The following is a 15,137-nucleotide window of genomic DNA, read 5'->3' as shown; positions in this document are numbered from 1 at the left end:
TATTTCACATGCTGGACAGGTCGACACATGGTCGTGCACGGTCAATCCCGCACCAAATCAATGGTTTTCGTCCTGTACGGGGGCCCCTGCGGAAGGAAAGCTTCCGCCTGTGGCGGCCTCCGGCCGGGGATCCTGCAGCGGGACCTGGGGGCCGTCCGCCTCGCGCAGCCAGCGCCGCAGCACGTCGTGCACCGCCTCCGCGCCCACCAGACCGGGGCCCGGGTCCGAGAGCACCGCCGGCCACATCAGGAACGGCCGCCCCTGCTCCCCGCCCAGGCCGCCGTGCGAGCCGATCTGCTCCTCGAAGGCGTGCACCTCCCCGGTGGCCGGGTCGTAGGCGGAGTTCACCATGATGTCGGCCACGTGCGGGAAGGCGTCGCTGCGCCGCACCGCCTCCGCCGCACCCGGCCCGAAAGGGGCCAGCAGCTCCTCCGCCTCCCCCGGCACCGCCAGCCGCGCCACCGCGCCGCCCGGCCCCAGCACCTCCCCGTCCACCAGCAGGAAGCCGATCCCCGGGTGGCTCGCGAGGGTCGTGAGCAGGGCCGGGTGCGCGCGCTCGATCCGCTCCCGGGTGGCCCGGCCCGCCATGGCCGGGAAGGAGATCAGCCCGAGGTTCCCCGAGGGCAGCACCACCGGGTCCCGGCCGGGACGGGCCTCCTCTTCCTCCTCCACCGGCCGGTGGAGGGCGGCCAAGACGGCCGCGCGGGCCTCGGCCCCGCTGTGCGTACGGCCGGCCCGGCGGGAGACCGGAAGCCCGCAGCCCGCGCGGACCAGGTCCTTGAGGGTCAGCCCGTACTTTCCGAGGAAGGTCTCGCCGGGGCTCTGGCCGTGGTCCGAGAGCAGCACGATCCGGTACTCCCGGGGCGCGTGCTCGGCGACCCGGGACAGCAGGGCGAGGCTGCGGTCGAGGCGGGCCAGGACCTGCTGGGTGTCCCGGCCGGCCGGGCCCGAGTGGTGGGCGACCTCGTCGTAGGCGACCAGGTCGGCGTAGACCGCGGCGCGGCCGGCCAGCATGTCGCCGATCACCGCCGCCACGACCACGTCGCGTTCCACCACGGTCGCGAACGCCCGGATCAGCGGGTACAGCCCGGCGCGCGCCACCCTCGGCAGGTCCCCGCGCAGCCGCGCCCGTACCGACTGGCCGATCTCCCGGCACACCTCGGCGACGAAGGACAGGGCGGTGCGGACGGCGTTCGCCGGGTCGCGGAAGTACGCGAAGTAGCCCGCGCGGGAGCGGTTGGCCCGGCCCCGCCGCGCCGACACGGACAGCACCAGGGCCAGCTGGTCGGCGCCGCCGCTGAAGAGGTTGCCGCGGCTGGCCCCGTCGAGGGTGAGCAGCCCCCCGTCCCGGGTGCGCTCGATGGCCCGCAGCTGGAGTTCCGCGGCGCTGGTGGGCCGGTTGCAGACCATCACCTCGCCGGTCTCCTTCTCGTACCAGCGGAAGGCGGGCACGTCGAAGTTCGAGCCGTGCAGGATGCCGAGCTGGCTGGCGCCGGTCTGGCTGGACCAGTCGGTGCGCCAGGACGTCAGGCGGTGGCCGTGGTCGAGCCAGCCGGCCACCGTCGGCATCAGCCCGTCCGCCGCGGCCGCCCGGAGCACCTCGTACCCGACCCCGTCGAGCTGGAGGAAGAGCATCCCGGGCGCGGTCCGCGCCGCGCCGGGCCCGGCCGCGCGGCGCTGCCCGCGGCGGCGCCGGTCGGCGAGCCGGTAGAGCCTGCGGCGGTACGCCTCGTCGTCGCGGACGGCGAGGGCCGTGGAGGTCGCGGACGCGACGGCCGACATCACCGCGGCGACGACCACCGCGGTCTCCGGGGCCGCCTCGCCGCGCCCGTCGGGGACCAGCCGGAGCGCGAGCAGCAGCAGCGAGCCGTTGAGGAAGAAGACGAGCAGCCCGAGCACCAGGGCGGGCACCAGCAGCAGGGCCCGTACCAGGAGCGGCCACACCAGCGCGCCGAGCAGGCCGAAGGCGCCGGCGCCCCAGGCGGCGGCCAGGCCGATCTGGGTGATGCTGTCGTCGTCGCCGGACTGGAGGCGGAAGTCCGGCAGCACTCCGGCGAGGACGAGCATGGTGAGGGTGGAGACGGCCCAGACGACGGTCAGCCGCAGCAGGGCGCTGCCCGTGGCCCGCCATCGTCCGCGCAACACACCGCACCCGCCTCGGCTCCGGGTCCACGCGCCGCCGCGCGGTCCCCCGTGCCAGCGTCGCACAGGGCGGTGGTCACGTACCGTCGTAACCGGCGGTGGGCATGGACAGCCTGCGGTGCACCTCGGCCTTCATCGCGGAGGTGTAGAGCGGTTCGGCGAGCCCGGTGGTCTCCAGGCGTACGCCGCGCCGCGCGCACTCGGCGGTGAACTCCTCGACGGAGCCCAGGGCCCGCGCGAGCACCCGCTCGTTGGCGGCGACGAAGAGGTCCACGTGCCCGGCGTCGACATCGGACCAGAGCGCGTGGTGGTCGGCGCGCAGCCCGCAGGAGACCAGCTCCCGGGCCACGACGCAGCCGTGTTCCGCAGCCCAGCGGGCGCACATGGCGTGCTGGCTCCGGGTGTCCACGGCGAAGGGGTCGGCGTCCAGTTCCTCAAGCGGGGTCAGGCTGGCGATCGCGGCCACCCGCAGCTCATCCATGCCGCCCGACCCTACTCCGATCCGCGGCCCGGGAGGAGGGATCCGACGCCTTCGGACCGTGGGCCCCGGCGCGGCGGACCCCCTAAGCTCGGGAGGTCCGGGGTCGTGCGAGGACGGGAGGGCGGGTGCCGGTGGAGATCACCTGGTGGGGGCATGCGACGTGCACGGTGGAGGACTCCGGGGTACGGGTGCTGACGGACCCGCTGTTCGCGGTGCGGCTCGCGCACCTGCGCCGGCGGCGCGGGGCGGCGCCGCCGCCGGAGGCGGCCGAGGCGGAGGTGGCGCTCGTCTCGCACCTGCACGCCGACCATCTGCACCTGCCCTCGCTGGCGCGGCTGGCGGCCGGAACCCTGCTGGTGGTGCCGCGCGGCGCCCCGCGGGTGGTGCCGGGACTGGCGCGGCTGGCGCGGACGCGGGGGCTGAGGCTGACGGAGGTGGCTCCCGGCGAGGAGGTCGCGGTGCGCGGCGGCGTACGGGTGCGGGCGGTCAGCGCGCGGCACGACGGGCGGCGGCTGCCGTTCGGGCCGCAGCGGGCGCCGGCCCTCGGGTACGTGGTCCAGGGCGCGGCGCGGACGTACTTCGCCGGGGACACCGGGCTGTTCGCCACGATGGCCGAGGAGGTCGGGCCGGTGGACGTGGCGCTGCTGCCGGTGGGCGGCTGGGGGCCGTACCTGGGGCCCGGGCACCTGGACGCGGGGCGGGCGGCGCGGGCGCTGGCCGCGCTGGCCCCGTCGGTGGCGGTGCCGGTGCACTACGGGACGTTCTGGCCGATCGGCATGGACGCGGTGCGGCCGCACGAGTTCCACGCGCCGGGTGAGGAGTTCGCCCGCCGGGCCGGGCAGCTGGCGCCGGAGGTGGCGGTGCGGGTGCCGGGGCACGGCGAGCGGGTGAGGCTGCCGTGACGCCGCTGCGGGCGGTGGAGGACGCGGTGACGGCGGTGCCGCCGGGGACCACGCGGCAGGTGGTGGGCTATCCGGCGCTGTTCGTGCTGGTGGCGCTGGGTGCGCTGGTGCCGGTGATCCCGACGGGGGCGCTGGTGAGTACGGCCGCGGTGGTGGCCTTCCACCAGGACTCCATGCCGTTCGGACTGCTGCTGGTGTTCGGGGTGTCCGCCCTGGCGGCGTTCACGGGGGACATCGCCCTGTACTGGCTGGGCGAGCGCGGGATGCGCTCGCGGGGCGGCTCGCGGTGGCTGGAGCGGCTGCGGGCGCGGGCCGCGCCGGAGCGGCTCGCGCAGGCGCAGACCAAGCTGGACGAGCACGGGGTGCTGGTGCTGGTGCTGTCCCGGCTGGTCCCGGCGGGGCGGATCCCGGTGATGCTGGCCTGCCTGCTGTCGGGGCTGCCGCTGCGCCGCTTCGCGCGGGGCGACGCGCCGGCGTGCCTGGCCTGGGCGGCGACGTACGGCGTGATCGGCATCGTGGGCGGCTCCCTCTTCTCGGAGCCCTGGAAGGGCGTGGCCCTGGCCGTCGGCCTCACCCTCCTGCTCAGCGCCGCTCCCGCGCTCTGGCGCCGCCTGCGCTCCTGACCCGACCCGTCAGAAGGCGCGGGAGGCGCCGATGGGGAGGTCCCAGAGGTGCTCGCGGGGCAGGGCCGCGCGGGCCCACGCGGCGCGGACCCGCCGCAGCGGCTCCATCACCGGCTCCGCGGACAGGACGAACGTCGCCCAGTGCATCGGCGCCATCCGCCGCGCCCCCAGGTCCAGGCAGGCCCGTACCGCCTCCTCCGGATCCGCGTGCACGTCGCGCAGCCACCACCTCGGCGCGTACGCCCCGATCGGCAGCAGCGCCAGGTCGATCCCGGGGTGGCGGCGCCCGATCTCCCCGAACCAGTGCCCGTACCCGGTGTCGCCCGCGAAGTAGACCTGCCGGCCCGACCCGCGGGCGTCCGTCAGGACCCACCCGCCCCACAGCGTGCGGCAGGCGTCGAGCAGCGACCGCTTCGACCAGTGGTGCGCCGGTACGAAGGCGAACCGTACGCCGTCCAGTTCGGCGGACTCCCACCAGTCCAGCTCCGTCACCCGGGTGAACCCCCGCCTCCGGCACCAGCGCCCGAGCCCGGCCGGGACGAACAGGGCCGTGTCCCGCGGCAGCCGCCGCAGCGTCGGCGCGTCGAGGTGGTCGTAGTGGTTGTGGCTGATCACCACGGCGTCGACCCGCGGCAGGTCCTCCCACCGCACCCCGACCGGTGTCATCCGCGCCGGGGTCCCGAGGATCCGCCGGGACCAGACCGGGTCGGTCAGCACCGTCAGGCCGCCGATCCGCAGCACCCAGCTGGCGTGCCCCGCCCAGGTCACGGACACCGTGCCGGGGACCGCCGGCGGCAGCGGGGCCGGCTCGTACGGCAGGTCGGGGATCCCGCGCAGCCCCTCGGGGCCGGGCCGGAAGGCGCCCTCGCGGGCGAGCCGCGCGAAGGCCCGGACACCGGGCAGCGGGGTGGTCAGGCGGTCGGCGAACGACCGCGGCCACGCCCGGACCTCCCCGAGCGGCCGGAGCTGGGCCGGCGGCGTCACCCCGGCTCCGGGTTCGGTGGCCCCGGCCCCGGCTGTGGGTGGGGTTCGCGTTCGCTCCGTCATCAGGACAGCCCGGCCAGGACCGACCCGAGGTGCTCCAGCGAGCCGCGTACGTGCGGCAGGAGCAGCGGATCGCGCGCCGTCAGCGCGGCCATCCGCCCCTCCGGGGTGGCGCCGAGGAACGGTCCCGTCGACAGCCGGACCCGCAGCGCGACCGGTTCGTCCGCGAACCGCTGCCCGCCCGGCGTCGGCGCGCCGAGCCGGCCGCCGAGCCAGTCCTCCAGTTCCATCGCGTCGCCCACGCCGTGCCGGGCCAGCCCGGCGCGCAGCGGGCCGAGGTCGGCGTACAGGTGGCGGCCGGCCTGCGGGGGCCGCGCGAACGCGCCGACGGCGAGCAGCTCGTGGTGGACGGCGCCGGCGACCGCGCCGTGCAGGGCCGCCACCGCGTAGGCGCGTCCGGCGACCGCGTCAGGTTCGTCGAGGGCGTGCGCGGCGGCCGCGGCGACGGGGCCGGCGACCAGCGCGCCCGTCGCGGTGAGCACGTCGAGGGTGCGGGCCCGCAGCCAGGTCCCGCGCGGGGTGCCGGGGAAGCGGAGCACGGCCGCGGGCCACCCGGCGGGCAGCAGCGCGCCGGACAGGTCGACGAGTACGGCGGCCCGGTCGGGGAGCATCTCGGCGGGGCTGAGGACGAGGGTGTCGTGCGGCCGGTGCACGGTGTCGCGCCAGGTCTCGTCGCTGACGACGAACAGCCCGGCGTCGGCGGCGGCCTCGCACGCCTCGCGCAGCAGTTCGGGCGGCGGCACGGTCGCGGTCGGGTCGTCGGCGACGGAGAGCAGCAGCACGCGCGGGTCGCCGCCCTCGGCGCGCACCCGGCGGACGGTCTCCAGCAGGGCGTACGGGTCGGGTACGCCGCCGCACTCGGCCGGGGTCGGCACGTGGTACGCCCGCCGTCCCAGCAGCCGGACCTGTGGGGTCCACCAAGCGGGACACGGCCGGGGCAGCATGACGTCTCCCCCGTGCGCGCCGAGCAGCGCGAGCAGCAGGGCGGGCGCGCCGGGCCCGGCGGCCACGTTCTCCGGGGCGGTGGCGAGTCCGCGGCGCGCCCAGTGCCGGCAGGCGGCCTCCCGCAGCGGCTCCCCGCCGCCCGGGGGCTCGGGGGCGGCCCGGCGGGCGGCCTCGGCGAGGACGGCGGTGAGTTCGGGCAGCACGGGCAGGCCCGGTTCGGGCGCGGGCGGGCCGTACCGGACCGGGCCCCGGCCCTCGGCCACCGTGCGCTGCATCCCCTCCACGGCCTTCCCGCCTTCCGCGCTCGCCGGACACCGCCAACCCCGCCCCTTATATGATTTTTTACCGCACGATGCCCGTTATCGCCCGTCCTGAGGCACCGGCTCCGCGGGCGTCCACATATCGAAACGCACATCTCAGATGCCGATCAGATCCCCTACCGTGATCACACGCTTCGGCGAGAAGCCAGAAGACGAGAAGAGGAGAAGGAGGCACGCCATGAACCCCGCTCACGAGAGCGCCGTCTACACCCACGGCCACCACGAGTCGGTCCTGCGCTCGCACCGCTGGCGCACCGCGCGGAACTCGGCCGCGTACCTGATCGGCGAGCTGCGGCCGGGCATGGCGGTCCTGGACGTGGGCTGCGGCCCCGGCACCATCACGGCGGACCTGGCGGAGCTGGTGTCCCCGGGCGGGCGGGTGACGGCGGTCGACGCGGCCGAGGGGGTACTGGCGCAGGCCCGGGCGCACGCGGCGGAACGCGGCGTGACCGACGTGGAGTTCGCGGTGGCGGACGTCCACGCCCTGGACTTCCCGGACGACTCCTTCGACGTGGTCCACGCCCACCAGGTGCTTCAGCACGTCGGCGACCCGGTACGGGCGCTGCGGGAGATGCGCCGGGTGTGCCGCCCGGGCGGCATCGTGGCGGCGCGGGACGCGGACTACGCGGCGATGACCTGGTTCCCGGCCGAGCCCGGACTGGAGGAGTGGCTGGACCTCTACCGCCGGGTGGCCCGCGCGGGCGGCGGCGAGCCAGACGCCGGCCGCCGCCTCCGGTCCTGGGCGCAGGCGGCCGGTTTCACCCGGATCGACTGCTCGGCGACGTCCTGGTGTTACGCCACGCCGGAGGAGACCGCCTGGTGGTCCGCGCTGTGGGCGGAGCGCACGACGCTCTCCTCCTACGCCGCCATCGCCACGGACGGCGGCCACGCCACGCCGTCCGGTCTGGAGGCCGTCGCCGATGCCTGGCGCGCCTGGGGCGCCCGTCCCGACGCCTGGTTCTCGGTGCTGAACGGCGAGGTCCTGTGCCGGGCGTGACACGGCCCGGCGGCCAGGGCGCCTGATCCGAAAGGACAGGACCTAGAGCGGAGGGCTCATGCGGAAGTCGTAGGCCTGTGGGAGCGGGCGGTTCGTGAGGGAGGACCAGACCTCGGCGAGGACCTCCTCGCCCTCGCGCAGATCCGGCAGTTCGAAGCCCTCCTCGAAGACCCGCCGGGCCGCGCCCGCGTGGCCCTCCGCCGCCAGCAGCCGGGCGGCCAGCAGCCGGAAGCGGCCCTGTTCGCGCAGGGCCGGCCGCAGGCGGTCCCACACCGCGCGGGCCTGTGGCGGGCGCCCCGCCGCCAGCAGGGCCGTCATCGCCTCCCGCCCCAGCGCGGACTCGGCCGCCGTCCAGGCCTCGCCCCCGCGGCTCTCCTCGGCCAGGTCCGCGAACGCCTCCGCATAGCCGTCGGCCGCCCGCTCCGGGTCCCCGGCCAGCGCCTCCGCCATCGCCAGGCACCGCAGCAGCGGCCACCGCGAGGGTGCCAGCGCCAGCCCGCGCTCCCAGCTGCGCACCGCCTGCGCCACGTCCCCGGCGTGCCACTGCGCCACGCCCAGGTGGTACTCGGTCAGCGGATCCGCCGGGGCGGTCTCCAGCATGTCCCGCCAGTGCGCGGCCACCAGGGTCGGCCCCGGCGGTACGACACGCCGGGGCGCCGGGAAGACCCCGGTCCGCCACAGTTCCAGCCAGGGTTCCTGCTCCGGGCCCAGCGCGGCCGTCTCGAACGGCGTGCCCGGCAGCTCGTGCCCGCCGCACAGCACCTCCAGCGCCCCCCAGCCCGAGCCCGTCGCAAGCCGCTCCCCCGGCTCGGTGTCGGCGCAGCCGCGCCACGCCTCGTACGCCGCTTCCACCCGCTCCCGCGGCAGGGCGGCGTCCAGCGCCGCCGAGGCCGCGCCGCGCGCCGCGGGCCAGTCGGCGCCGTGCACCGCCGCCGGGTCGGCGGTCAGCGGCCCGTACGCCTCCAGCCAGCTGAACTCCGCCCCGCCCTCCAGCCGTACGTGTTCCAGCTGGGTCCGGGCGAGCCCGGCCTGGATCTCCGCGTAGCCGCCGGAGCCGGGCTCTGTCAGCCACTCCTGCCAGCGCCGGCCGCCCTCGCCCGCGCCCCACACGAAGAGCTTGCGGCCGCGCAGCCGCGCCGTCGAGGTCTGCGCCAGCCCCGTCCCGTCGGCGTCGAGGGAGGCGATCCAGGGCCGCTCCCCCTCGCGCACCTCGTAGAAGAAGTCGGCCGGGTACGCGCTGCGCCCCGGGTACGTACGGTCGGCGCCCTCCCGGTCGGGTACGGGGATCCGCCGCAGCGCGCGCTCGTACCCGAAGTGCCAGGCCTCGTCGGCCGGGGCGAGCACCCGGGTGCCGGGGTCCTCGGGGACGGCGGTGTTGGACCACCAGTACACGGGCGCGGGCCGCTCGTGCGGGTTGCGGACGCGGACGCCGACGTAGAGGAACTCGGAGTCCTCGGGCAGCCACAGGTCCACCTGGAAGGGCAGGTCGCGCAGCCGCTCCCACTCCCACAGCCGCACCAGCACGCCCCCGTCGGGCGCGGGGACGAGCGCGGCGTGCAGGGGGGCGCAGGAGAGTGTGGTGTGGCCGGTGGCACCGATGTTCCACTCGATGCCGCCGGAGAACCAGGCCCCGTTGAGGGCGAAGTTGGCGGGCTGGAACACCGGGTTGCGGTAGAGCAGTTCACGGCCGGTCGGGAGGTGGACGAGGGAGTGCACGCGGCCGCCGAGGCCGGGCAGCACGGTGACCCGCAGGTGCGCGTTCTCCATGACGACCGCCTCGAAGTCGCGCTCGGCGCGCTCCCGCCCGTAGCCGTCCCGGACCTGGACGGGGAGCAGCGAGCGCAGCGGCTCGTACCCGATCTGGCGCGCCATGTCGCGGGGCAGCCCGCCCTGGGAACGCTCGTCCAGGACGTGGACGCCGTCGGGCGCGCGGAGGGCGGGCAGCGGGTTGTCCGGGCCCAACGGGGCGGCGGGCAGGGAGAGTACGGCGCGGCGGACGGTGGTGGCCATAAAGGAATGGAACACGCCGTACCGGTCGCTGCACAGGGGTTCCGCGGATCATCACCGGTCAGGATTGCGCAAAGCCCTGGCCCCGGCCGAGCCCTGCGCGATCGGCGCTCCGGGACCGGCCATCTCTGCGGTGATCGCCCATCGTTCGTGGTCGCGCCAGGCTCCGTCGATGTACAGGAAGTCCGGCGAGAGGCCTTCCAGCCGGAAGCCCCGGCCGCGGACCAGGGCGATGGACGCCGTGTTGCCCGGCTGGACGTTGGCCTCCAGGCGGTGCAGCCCGAGGCCGCCGTCGGCCGCCGGGGCGAACGCGTGGCCGAGCACCAGCCCCAGCGCCTCGCGGAACAGCCCGCGGCCCGCCGCGTGCGCGAAGGCACCGTAGCCGAGCGCCCCGCACTGGAAGGCCCCGTGCACGATGTTGTTGACGTTGACGAACCCGGCGATGGCGCCGGTGGCCAGCTCGCAGACCAGGAAACCGGCCCGGGCCCCGTCCTCGATCAGCCGGGTCGCGTAGGACTCGTACTCCCCGGTGGTGGTGGGCGGGAACAGCCACGGGCGGTGCAGGTTCCGGCTCTCGTGCGCGTGCGTGGCGAACTCGGGGCCGTCGGCGAGCCGGAAGGGGCGCAGCCCGACCCGCTCGCCTTCCGTGAGGTAGCTGACATATGACATCGCCCCAGGCTAGGGCGTATGACAGGCTCCCCCATGTGATCATCACCCCGGACACCGAAGAACTGCTGCGATCGGCGGCACGCAACAACGCCGAATGGTGCGCGGCGGTCACCCGCGAAGGCGGATTCACCGAGACCGCCTGGGCCAGCGCGCGCCGCACCCCGCCGTACTACCCGGACGCCGTCACCCTCACCCGCAACGCCCCGGCCGCGGCCCTGCTCGCCGCGGTGGACACCGCCGGGCCCGGCTGCTCGGTCAAGGACAGCTTCGCCGCGCTCGACCTCGGCCCGGCGGGGTTCGGGGTCCTGTTCGAGGCCCAGTGGATCCACCGCGCCCCCGCCCCGCCGCCGGCCGCGGCGCCGTCCCTGCGCTGGACCCGCGTCACCGCCGCCGAGGAGCTGGTCGCGTGGGAGCGGGCCTGGGACGGCGAGGAGAGCACCGGGCTCTTCCATCCCGGCCTGCTGGCGCCGGAGTTCGCCTTCCTCGCCGGCCGGGACGCCGACGGCCGCATCCTCGCCGGGGCCGCCGCGAACCGCACCGGCCCGGTCGTCGGGATCTCCAACGTGTTCTCCGCCCCCGGCACCCCGCCCGACGAGGCCTGGACGGGCGCGCTCTCGGCGCTCGCCGCCCTCTGGCCCGGCCTGCCGCTCGTCGGCTACGAGTCCGGCGACGACCTGGCCACCGCCACCCGCCACGGCTTCGCCCCGATCGGCCCGCTCCGGGTGTGGCTGCACGGGGCCTAGCGGTAGCGGAGCGGGTCGCGCGGTCGAGGCTCCGGGGACAGCCCGAGCCTCGGCACGTCGGGCCGCTCGATCCCGAACACCTGCGCGTACAGCGAGAGTTCCGCCTCCAGCGCCCGGACCATGGTCTCCGCGCGCCGGAAGCCGTGGCCCTCGCCCTCGAAGGTGAGGTACGCGTGCGGGACCGAGCGGCCGCGCAGCGCCGCGAGCAGCCGCTCCGCCTGGGCGGGCGGGCAGATCGGGTCCTCCAGCCCCTGGAGCAGGACGAACGGCGCGGTGATCCGGTCGGCGCGGGCCACCGGGGAGCGCTCGCGGCCGCGCACGGCCAGGGTCTGCGGCGGACCGGCCAGGCTGTCGATGTAGCGGGACTCCAGGTCGTGGGTCTCCTCGGCGAAGGCGATCAGGTCCAGCACCGGGTAGCTGATCGTCCCGCAGGCGTACACGTCGGTGGCGGCCAGCGAGGCCGCCGCCGTCCAGCCGCCCGCGCTGCCGCCGCGGATCGCGAGCCGGGCCGGGTCCGCCGTCCCCTCGGCGGCCAGCGCGCGGGCGACGGCCGCGCAGTCCTCCACGTCCACGACGCCCCACTGCTCGCGCAGCCGCTCGCGGTAGGCGCGCCCGTAGCCCGTCGAGCCGCCGTAGTTCACCTCGACCACGCCGATGCCGCGCGAGGTGAAGTAGGCGATCTGCAGGTCCAGTACGGGCGGTACGTGATCGGTGGGACCGCCGTGCGCCCACACCACGTACGGGGGCAGTTCGTCCGCCGGGGCCCGTACCGCGGGGTGGTGCGGCGGGTAGACGTGGGCGTGCACCTCCCGGCCGCCGGGGCCGAGGAAGGTGCGGCTCTGCGGCTCCGGGTAGTGGGCCGGGTCCACGGGGTCGGCGGCCGGGGCGCCGACGACCCGGGCGTGGCCCGTCCCGGTGTCCAGCTCCACCACCTCGTAGCCGCTGCGCGGGCTGGCGGCCACCCCGTACACCCGAGTCCCGCTGACGGCCAGGGTGGGCTGCCAGGCCGTCCACGGCCCGGCGGCGTCCACCAGGTCGCCGCTCTCCGGGTCGAGCACGCCGAGCACCGCGGAGCCCTGCCCGTGCAGGACGGCGATCAGCCCGTCGGGCAGCGGCGCCAGCCAGCGCAGCCCCGGCTTCCACAGCGCGCCGCCGAACTCCTCTTCCCGGGGGCACAGGTTGACCGCCCCGCCGGCCGCCGGGTCCACCCGGTACGGGTTCCACCAGCCGCCGCGGTCGCTCACCGCGAGGAGGGTCCCGTCGGGCGCCCACTCCACCTGGGCCACCGCCTCCTCGGGGCCGCCGAGCACGGTACGGGCCGGGCCGAGCTCCCCGGCCGCGGTGACCTCGGCGAGCAGCACTTCGGTGCCCTCCCACGGCATCCGGGGGTGGTCCCACACCAGCCGGGCCGCGTACCGGCCGTCCGGGGACAGCCGGGGGCCGGTGCTGAACCGGTGCCGGTCGTCCGTCAGCTCCCGTACGAGGGAGCGCGCCTCGGCCGCCGACCCGTCCAGCGGCACGGCGGCGAGCACCCGGCGCACATCGGTCGGCGCGGGCCCGGTGAACTCCTCCAGCACGCACCAGACCTCCTCGCCCCGCAGCACCGGGTCGGCCCAGCGCAGCCCGCCGCCGACGGCGGAGAGCGGGGTCAGCGGGCGCGGCCCGGCGCCCCCGGGAGCATCCGGCTCGTACGCGTACAGCCGCTGGTCGGCGAAGTGGACGAAGACCAGCAGCGGGCCCCCTTCGGCCCGCGGGGCCCCGGCCCAGGGCAGGCCGCCGTACTCGGTGACCCGGCTGCGCACGTTCCACGGCGCGGGCAGCACCGAGGCCCCGGGGCCACCGCCGGCCGGCCGGCGCACCAGGGTGCGGCGCCCGGACTCCTGCGGGCGGGGCTCGGTCCACCACAGCTCGGCGCCGACCGCGCCGAGGTACTCGGGGCGTCCGTCGAGGGAGGCGGCGAGTCCGGCGTCGATGGGCGAGGGCCAGGTCCCGTAGGGCCGCGTGGTCGCCGCGGCGCCGGCCGGCTGGGCCATCACAGGGTCCGCAGCGCGTGGTCGAGGACGCGGACGCCGAAGTGCAGGGCGTCCACCGGGACCCGCTCGTCCACGCCGTGGAAGAGGGACCAGTAGTCGAAGCCGGGCGGCAGCCTGAGCGGCGAGAAGCCGTAGCCGGTGATCCCGAGGCGGGAGAACTGCTTGGCGTCGGTGCCGCCCGCCATGCAGAACGGCACCACGCGCGCCCCGGGGTCGAAGCGCTCCACCGACTCGCGCAGGACCGCGTACGTCCGCCCGTCCACCGGGGCTTCGAGGGGCACCTCCCGGTGGTGGAACTCCCAGCGCACGTCGGGGCCGGTGAGCTCGTCGAGGGCGGCGATGAACTCGGCCTCGCCGCCCGGCAGCATCCGGCCGTCCACGTAGGCGGTGGCCTCCCCGGGGATCACGTTGAGCTTGTAACCGGCGCTGAGCATCGTCGGGTTGGCGCTGTTGCGCAGTGTCGCCTCGGCCAGGGCGGCGGCCGGTCCGAGCTTGTCGAGGAGCCCGTCGAGGTCGAAGTCCCGCGCGCGCGGGTCGACCGACAGGCCCTGCTGGGCGGCGAGTTCGGTGATGCAGGCGGCGACGGTGCCGGTGAGCCGCACCGGCCACTCGTACGCGCCGATCCGGGACACGGCGGCGGCGAGCCGGGTGACGGCGTTGGCCCGGTTGGGCTTGGAGCCGTGCCCGACGGTGCCGCGCGCGGTCAGCTTCAGCCAGGCGGTGCCGCGTTCACCGGCGGCGATGGGGTAGAGGGCCTGGCCCGGGGCGGTGTGCAGGGTGAAGGCGCCGGATTCGCCGAGGCCCTCCGTACAGCCCTCGAAGAGGTGCGCGTGCCGGTCGGCGAGGAAGCCCGAGCCGTCGACCGCGCTGTCCTCCTCGTCGGCGGTGTAGGCGATCACGACGTCCCGGCGCGGCCGTACGCCCCGACGGGCCCAGGCCCGTACGACGGCCAGCACCATCGCGTCCATGTTCTTCATGTCCACGGCCCCGCGGCCCCAGACCACCCCGTCCCGGACCTCCCCGGAGAAGGGGTGCACGCTCCATTCGGAGGCGTCGGCGGGCACCACGTCGAGGTGGCCGTGGACGAGGAGGGCCTCGGCGGCGGGGTCGGTGCCCTCGATGCGCGCCACCACGTTGGTGCGGCCCGGGGTGCGCTCCAGGAGGACCGGTTCCAGCCCGGCGCCGGCGAGCCGCTCGGCGACGTACTCGGCGGCGGGCCGCTCCCGGCAGTCGCCGCCGCCCCGGTTGGTCGTGTCGATCCGGATCAGCCCGGAGGTGAACTCGACCGCCTCGTCGAACGCCGCCGCGTCGAGTGCGGCGCCGGCGGAGCCATCCGTTGGGTGCATGTCATCCATATTGCTCCTCCACGGCGTTCGAGACGACCGCCGTGACCGCCTTGAAGGCCCGGATCCCCTCGTACATCGTCTCGCTGGTGTACGCGACCCGGCGTTCCCCGCTGCGTTCGACGCCGGGGACCACGGTCGCGGCCAGCGTCAGGTGCTCGGCGTCGAACTCGACCTCGACGGTGAACGGGCCCGCGTACAGGGGTTCGTGACGGACCGCCAGCGCGGCGGCCTGCTGGGCGGCGGCCCGGATGTCGGCGGCCGTGCGGGCGGGGGTGCGGCAGACGGCCGCGTAGCGCGAGACGTGGTCCTTGACGGCGACGGTCACCGCCTCCGGGGCGTAGCCGGCGGCGTCCATGCAGGTCATGTCGTCGCCGGTGACCAGGACGACCGGAACGCCGTACTCGGCGACGACATGGGCGTTGAGCAGGCCCTCGCTCGCCCGGACCCCGTTGACCCAGACCCCGGTGATGGAGTTGGCGAGGTAGGTGTGGGCGAAGACGCCCTCGGTGCCGGCGCCGGTGTGGTAGCCGACGAAGGCGACGCCGTCGACGTCACCGTGCTGGACGCCCTCGACCATGGAGAGGGTCTTGTGGCGGCCGGTGAGCAGCTCCGCCCGCGCGTCCAGTTTCTCCAGCAGCAGGTTGCGCATGGTCCAGTGCGCTTCGTTGATGAGGACCTCGTCGGCGCCGCCGTCGAAGAAGCCGAGGACGGCGGCGTTCACGTCGGAGGTGAACAGACCCCGGCAGCGCTCCCACTGGGAGGCTCCGGGGATCACGTCCTCGGGCCAGGTGACGCCCGTGGCGCCTTCCATGTCGGCGGAGATGAGGATCTTCATCGGGCCCCCAGGCGGTCGGCTGCGCACGGCGCGGACGACACGGACGGGTG

Annotated in this window: 13 protein-coding genes; 4 read left to right on the top strand and 9 right to left on the bottom strand. The window is 76.1% G+C overall.

Translation table 11 applies throughout. From position 1 onward, the window contains the following. Window positions 1-57 precede the first annotated feature (57 nt). Window positions 58-2,145: a phage holin family protein gene (locus IE248_RS07825; RefSeq protein ID WP_190030260.1), complete on the bottom strand. Its 2,088-nt coding sequence runs from the start codon at window positions 2,143-2,145 to the stop codon at window positions 58-60. Window positions 2,146-2,218: 73 nt separating this feature from the next. Next, window positions 2,219-2,623, bottom strand: a complete 405-nt coding sequence (locus IE248_RS07820; protein WP_037791149.1) for a recombinase family protein — start codon at window positions 2,621-2,623, stop codon at window positions 2,219-2,221. A 125-nt stretch (window positions 2,624-2,748) separates the two neighbouring features. Between IE248_RS07820 and IE248_RS07815 the strand changes: the two genes are divergently transcribed. Together IE248_RS07815 and IE248_RS07810 are read left to right on the top strand one after the other, a co-directional pair. Beyond that, the gene (locus IE248_RS07815) at window positions 2,749-3,525 is read left to right on the top strand and encodes an MBL fold metallo-hydrolase (protein WP_190030259.1); all 777 of its coding nucleotides are present in this window, start codon (window positions 2,749-2,751) and stop codon (window positions 3,523-3,525) included. A gap of 5 nt (window positions 3,526-3,530) precedes the next feature. Beyond that, a complete protein-coding gene (locus tag IE248_RS07810; RefSeq protein ID WP_073797034.1) occupies window positions 3,531-4,148 on the top strand; it encodes a DedA family protein in 618 nt (205 codons plus the stop codon). 9 nt (window positions 4,149-4,157) lie between these two features. On the opposite strand, the gene IE248_RS07805 is transcribed toward IE248_RS07810, so the two are convergent. Continuing rightward, complete coding sequence (locus IE248_RS07805) at window positions 4,158-5,195, bottom strand: MBL fold metallo-hydrolase (protein ID WP_190030258.1); 1,038 nt, start codon at window positions 5,193-5,195, stop codon at window positions 4,158-4,160. Continuing rightward, on the bottom strand, window positions 5,195-6,412 hold the full coding sequence (locus tag IE248_RS07800) for an aminotransferase class I/II-fold pyridoxal phosphate-dependent enzyme (RefSeq protein ID WP_190030257.1): 1,218 nt from the start codon (window positions 6,410-6,412) through the stop codon (window positions 5,195-5,197). Before IE248_RS07800 ends, IE248_RS07805 begins: the two co-directional genes overlap by 1 nt. 223 nt (window positions 6,413-6,635) lie before the next feature. On the opposite strand from IE248_RS07800, the gene IE248_RS07795 reads away from it, so the two are divergent. Continuing rightward, window positions 6,636-7,454 (top strand): methyltransferase domain-containing protein, encoded by an 819-nt coding sequence (locus IE248_RS07795; RefSeq protein WP_190030256.1) that lies wholly within the window; start codon window positions 6,636-6,638, stop codon window positions 7,452-7,454. A gap of 42 nt (window positions 7,455-7,496) precedes the next feature. Here IE248_RS07795 and IE248_RS07790 read toward each other — a convergent pair whose 3' ends face one another. Beyond that, window positions 7,497-9,464 (bottom strand): DUF5107 domain-containing protein, encoded by a 1,968-nt coding sequence (locus tag IE248_RS07790; RefSeq protein WP_190030255.1) that lies wholly within the window; start codon window positions 9,462-9,464, stop codon window positions 7,497-7,499. 51 nt (window positions 9,465-9,515) lie between these two features. Further along, window positions 9,516-10,130 carry a GNAT family N-acetyltransferase gene (locus IE248_RS07785; RefSeq protein WP_190030254.1) on the bottom strand — a complete coding sequence of 205 codons (615 nt, stop codon included), beginning with the start codon at window positions 10,128-10,130 and terminating at the stop codon, window positions 9,516-9,518. A gap of 41 nt (window positions 10,131-10,171) precedes the next feature. On the opposite strand from IE248_RS07785, the gene IE248_RS07780 reads away from it, so the two are divergent. Beyond that, window positions 10,172-10,873: a hypothetical protein gene (locus IE248_RS07780; RefSeq protein ID WP_373301500.1), complete on the top strand. Its 702-nt coding sequence runs from the start codon at window positions 10,172-10,174 to the stop codon at window positions 10,871-10,873. On the opposite strand, the gene IE248_RS07775 is transcribed toward IE248_RS07780, so the two are convergent. The 3 genes from IE248_RS07775 to IE248_RS07765 are packed head-to-tail and all read right to left on the bottom strand — an operon-like array spanning window position 10,870 to window position 15,087. Further along, a complete protein-coding gene (locus IE248_RS07775; RefSeq protein WP_190030252.1) occupies window positions 10,870-12,906 on the bottom strand; it encodes a S9 family peptidase in 2,037 nt (678 codons plus the stop codon). The genes IE248_RS07780 and IE248_RS07775 overlap by 4 nt on opposite strands. Further along, window positions 12,906-14,252: a M20/M25/M40 family metallo-hydrolase gene (locus IE248_RS07770; RefSeq protein ID WP_229895170.1), complete on the bottom strand. Its 1,347-nt coding sequence runs from the start codon at window positions 14,250-14,252 to the stop codon at window positions 12,906-12,908. Before IE248_RS07770 ends, IE248_RS07775 begins: the two co-directional genes overlap by 1 nt. Window position 14,253: 1 nt before the next feature. After that, window positions 14,254-15,087 (bottom strand): M55 family metallopeptidase, encoded by an 834-nt coding sequence (locus IE248_RS07765; protein WP_190030250.1) that lies wholly within the window; start codon window positions 15,085-15,087, stop codon window positions 14,254-14,256. Window positions 15,088-15,137 lie beyond the last annotated feature (50 nt).

Origin of the sequence: Streptomyces goshikiensis (assembly GCF_014650555.1) — a bacterium.
Taxonomy (GTDB): domain Bacteria; phylum Actinomycetota; class Actinomycetes; order Streptomycetales; family Streptomycetaceae; genus Streptomyces; species Streptomyces goshikiensis.
Note: the sequence above shows the minus strand (reverse complement) of the source record. Positions and strands in the feature narration are given on the sequence as shown.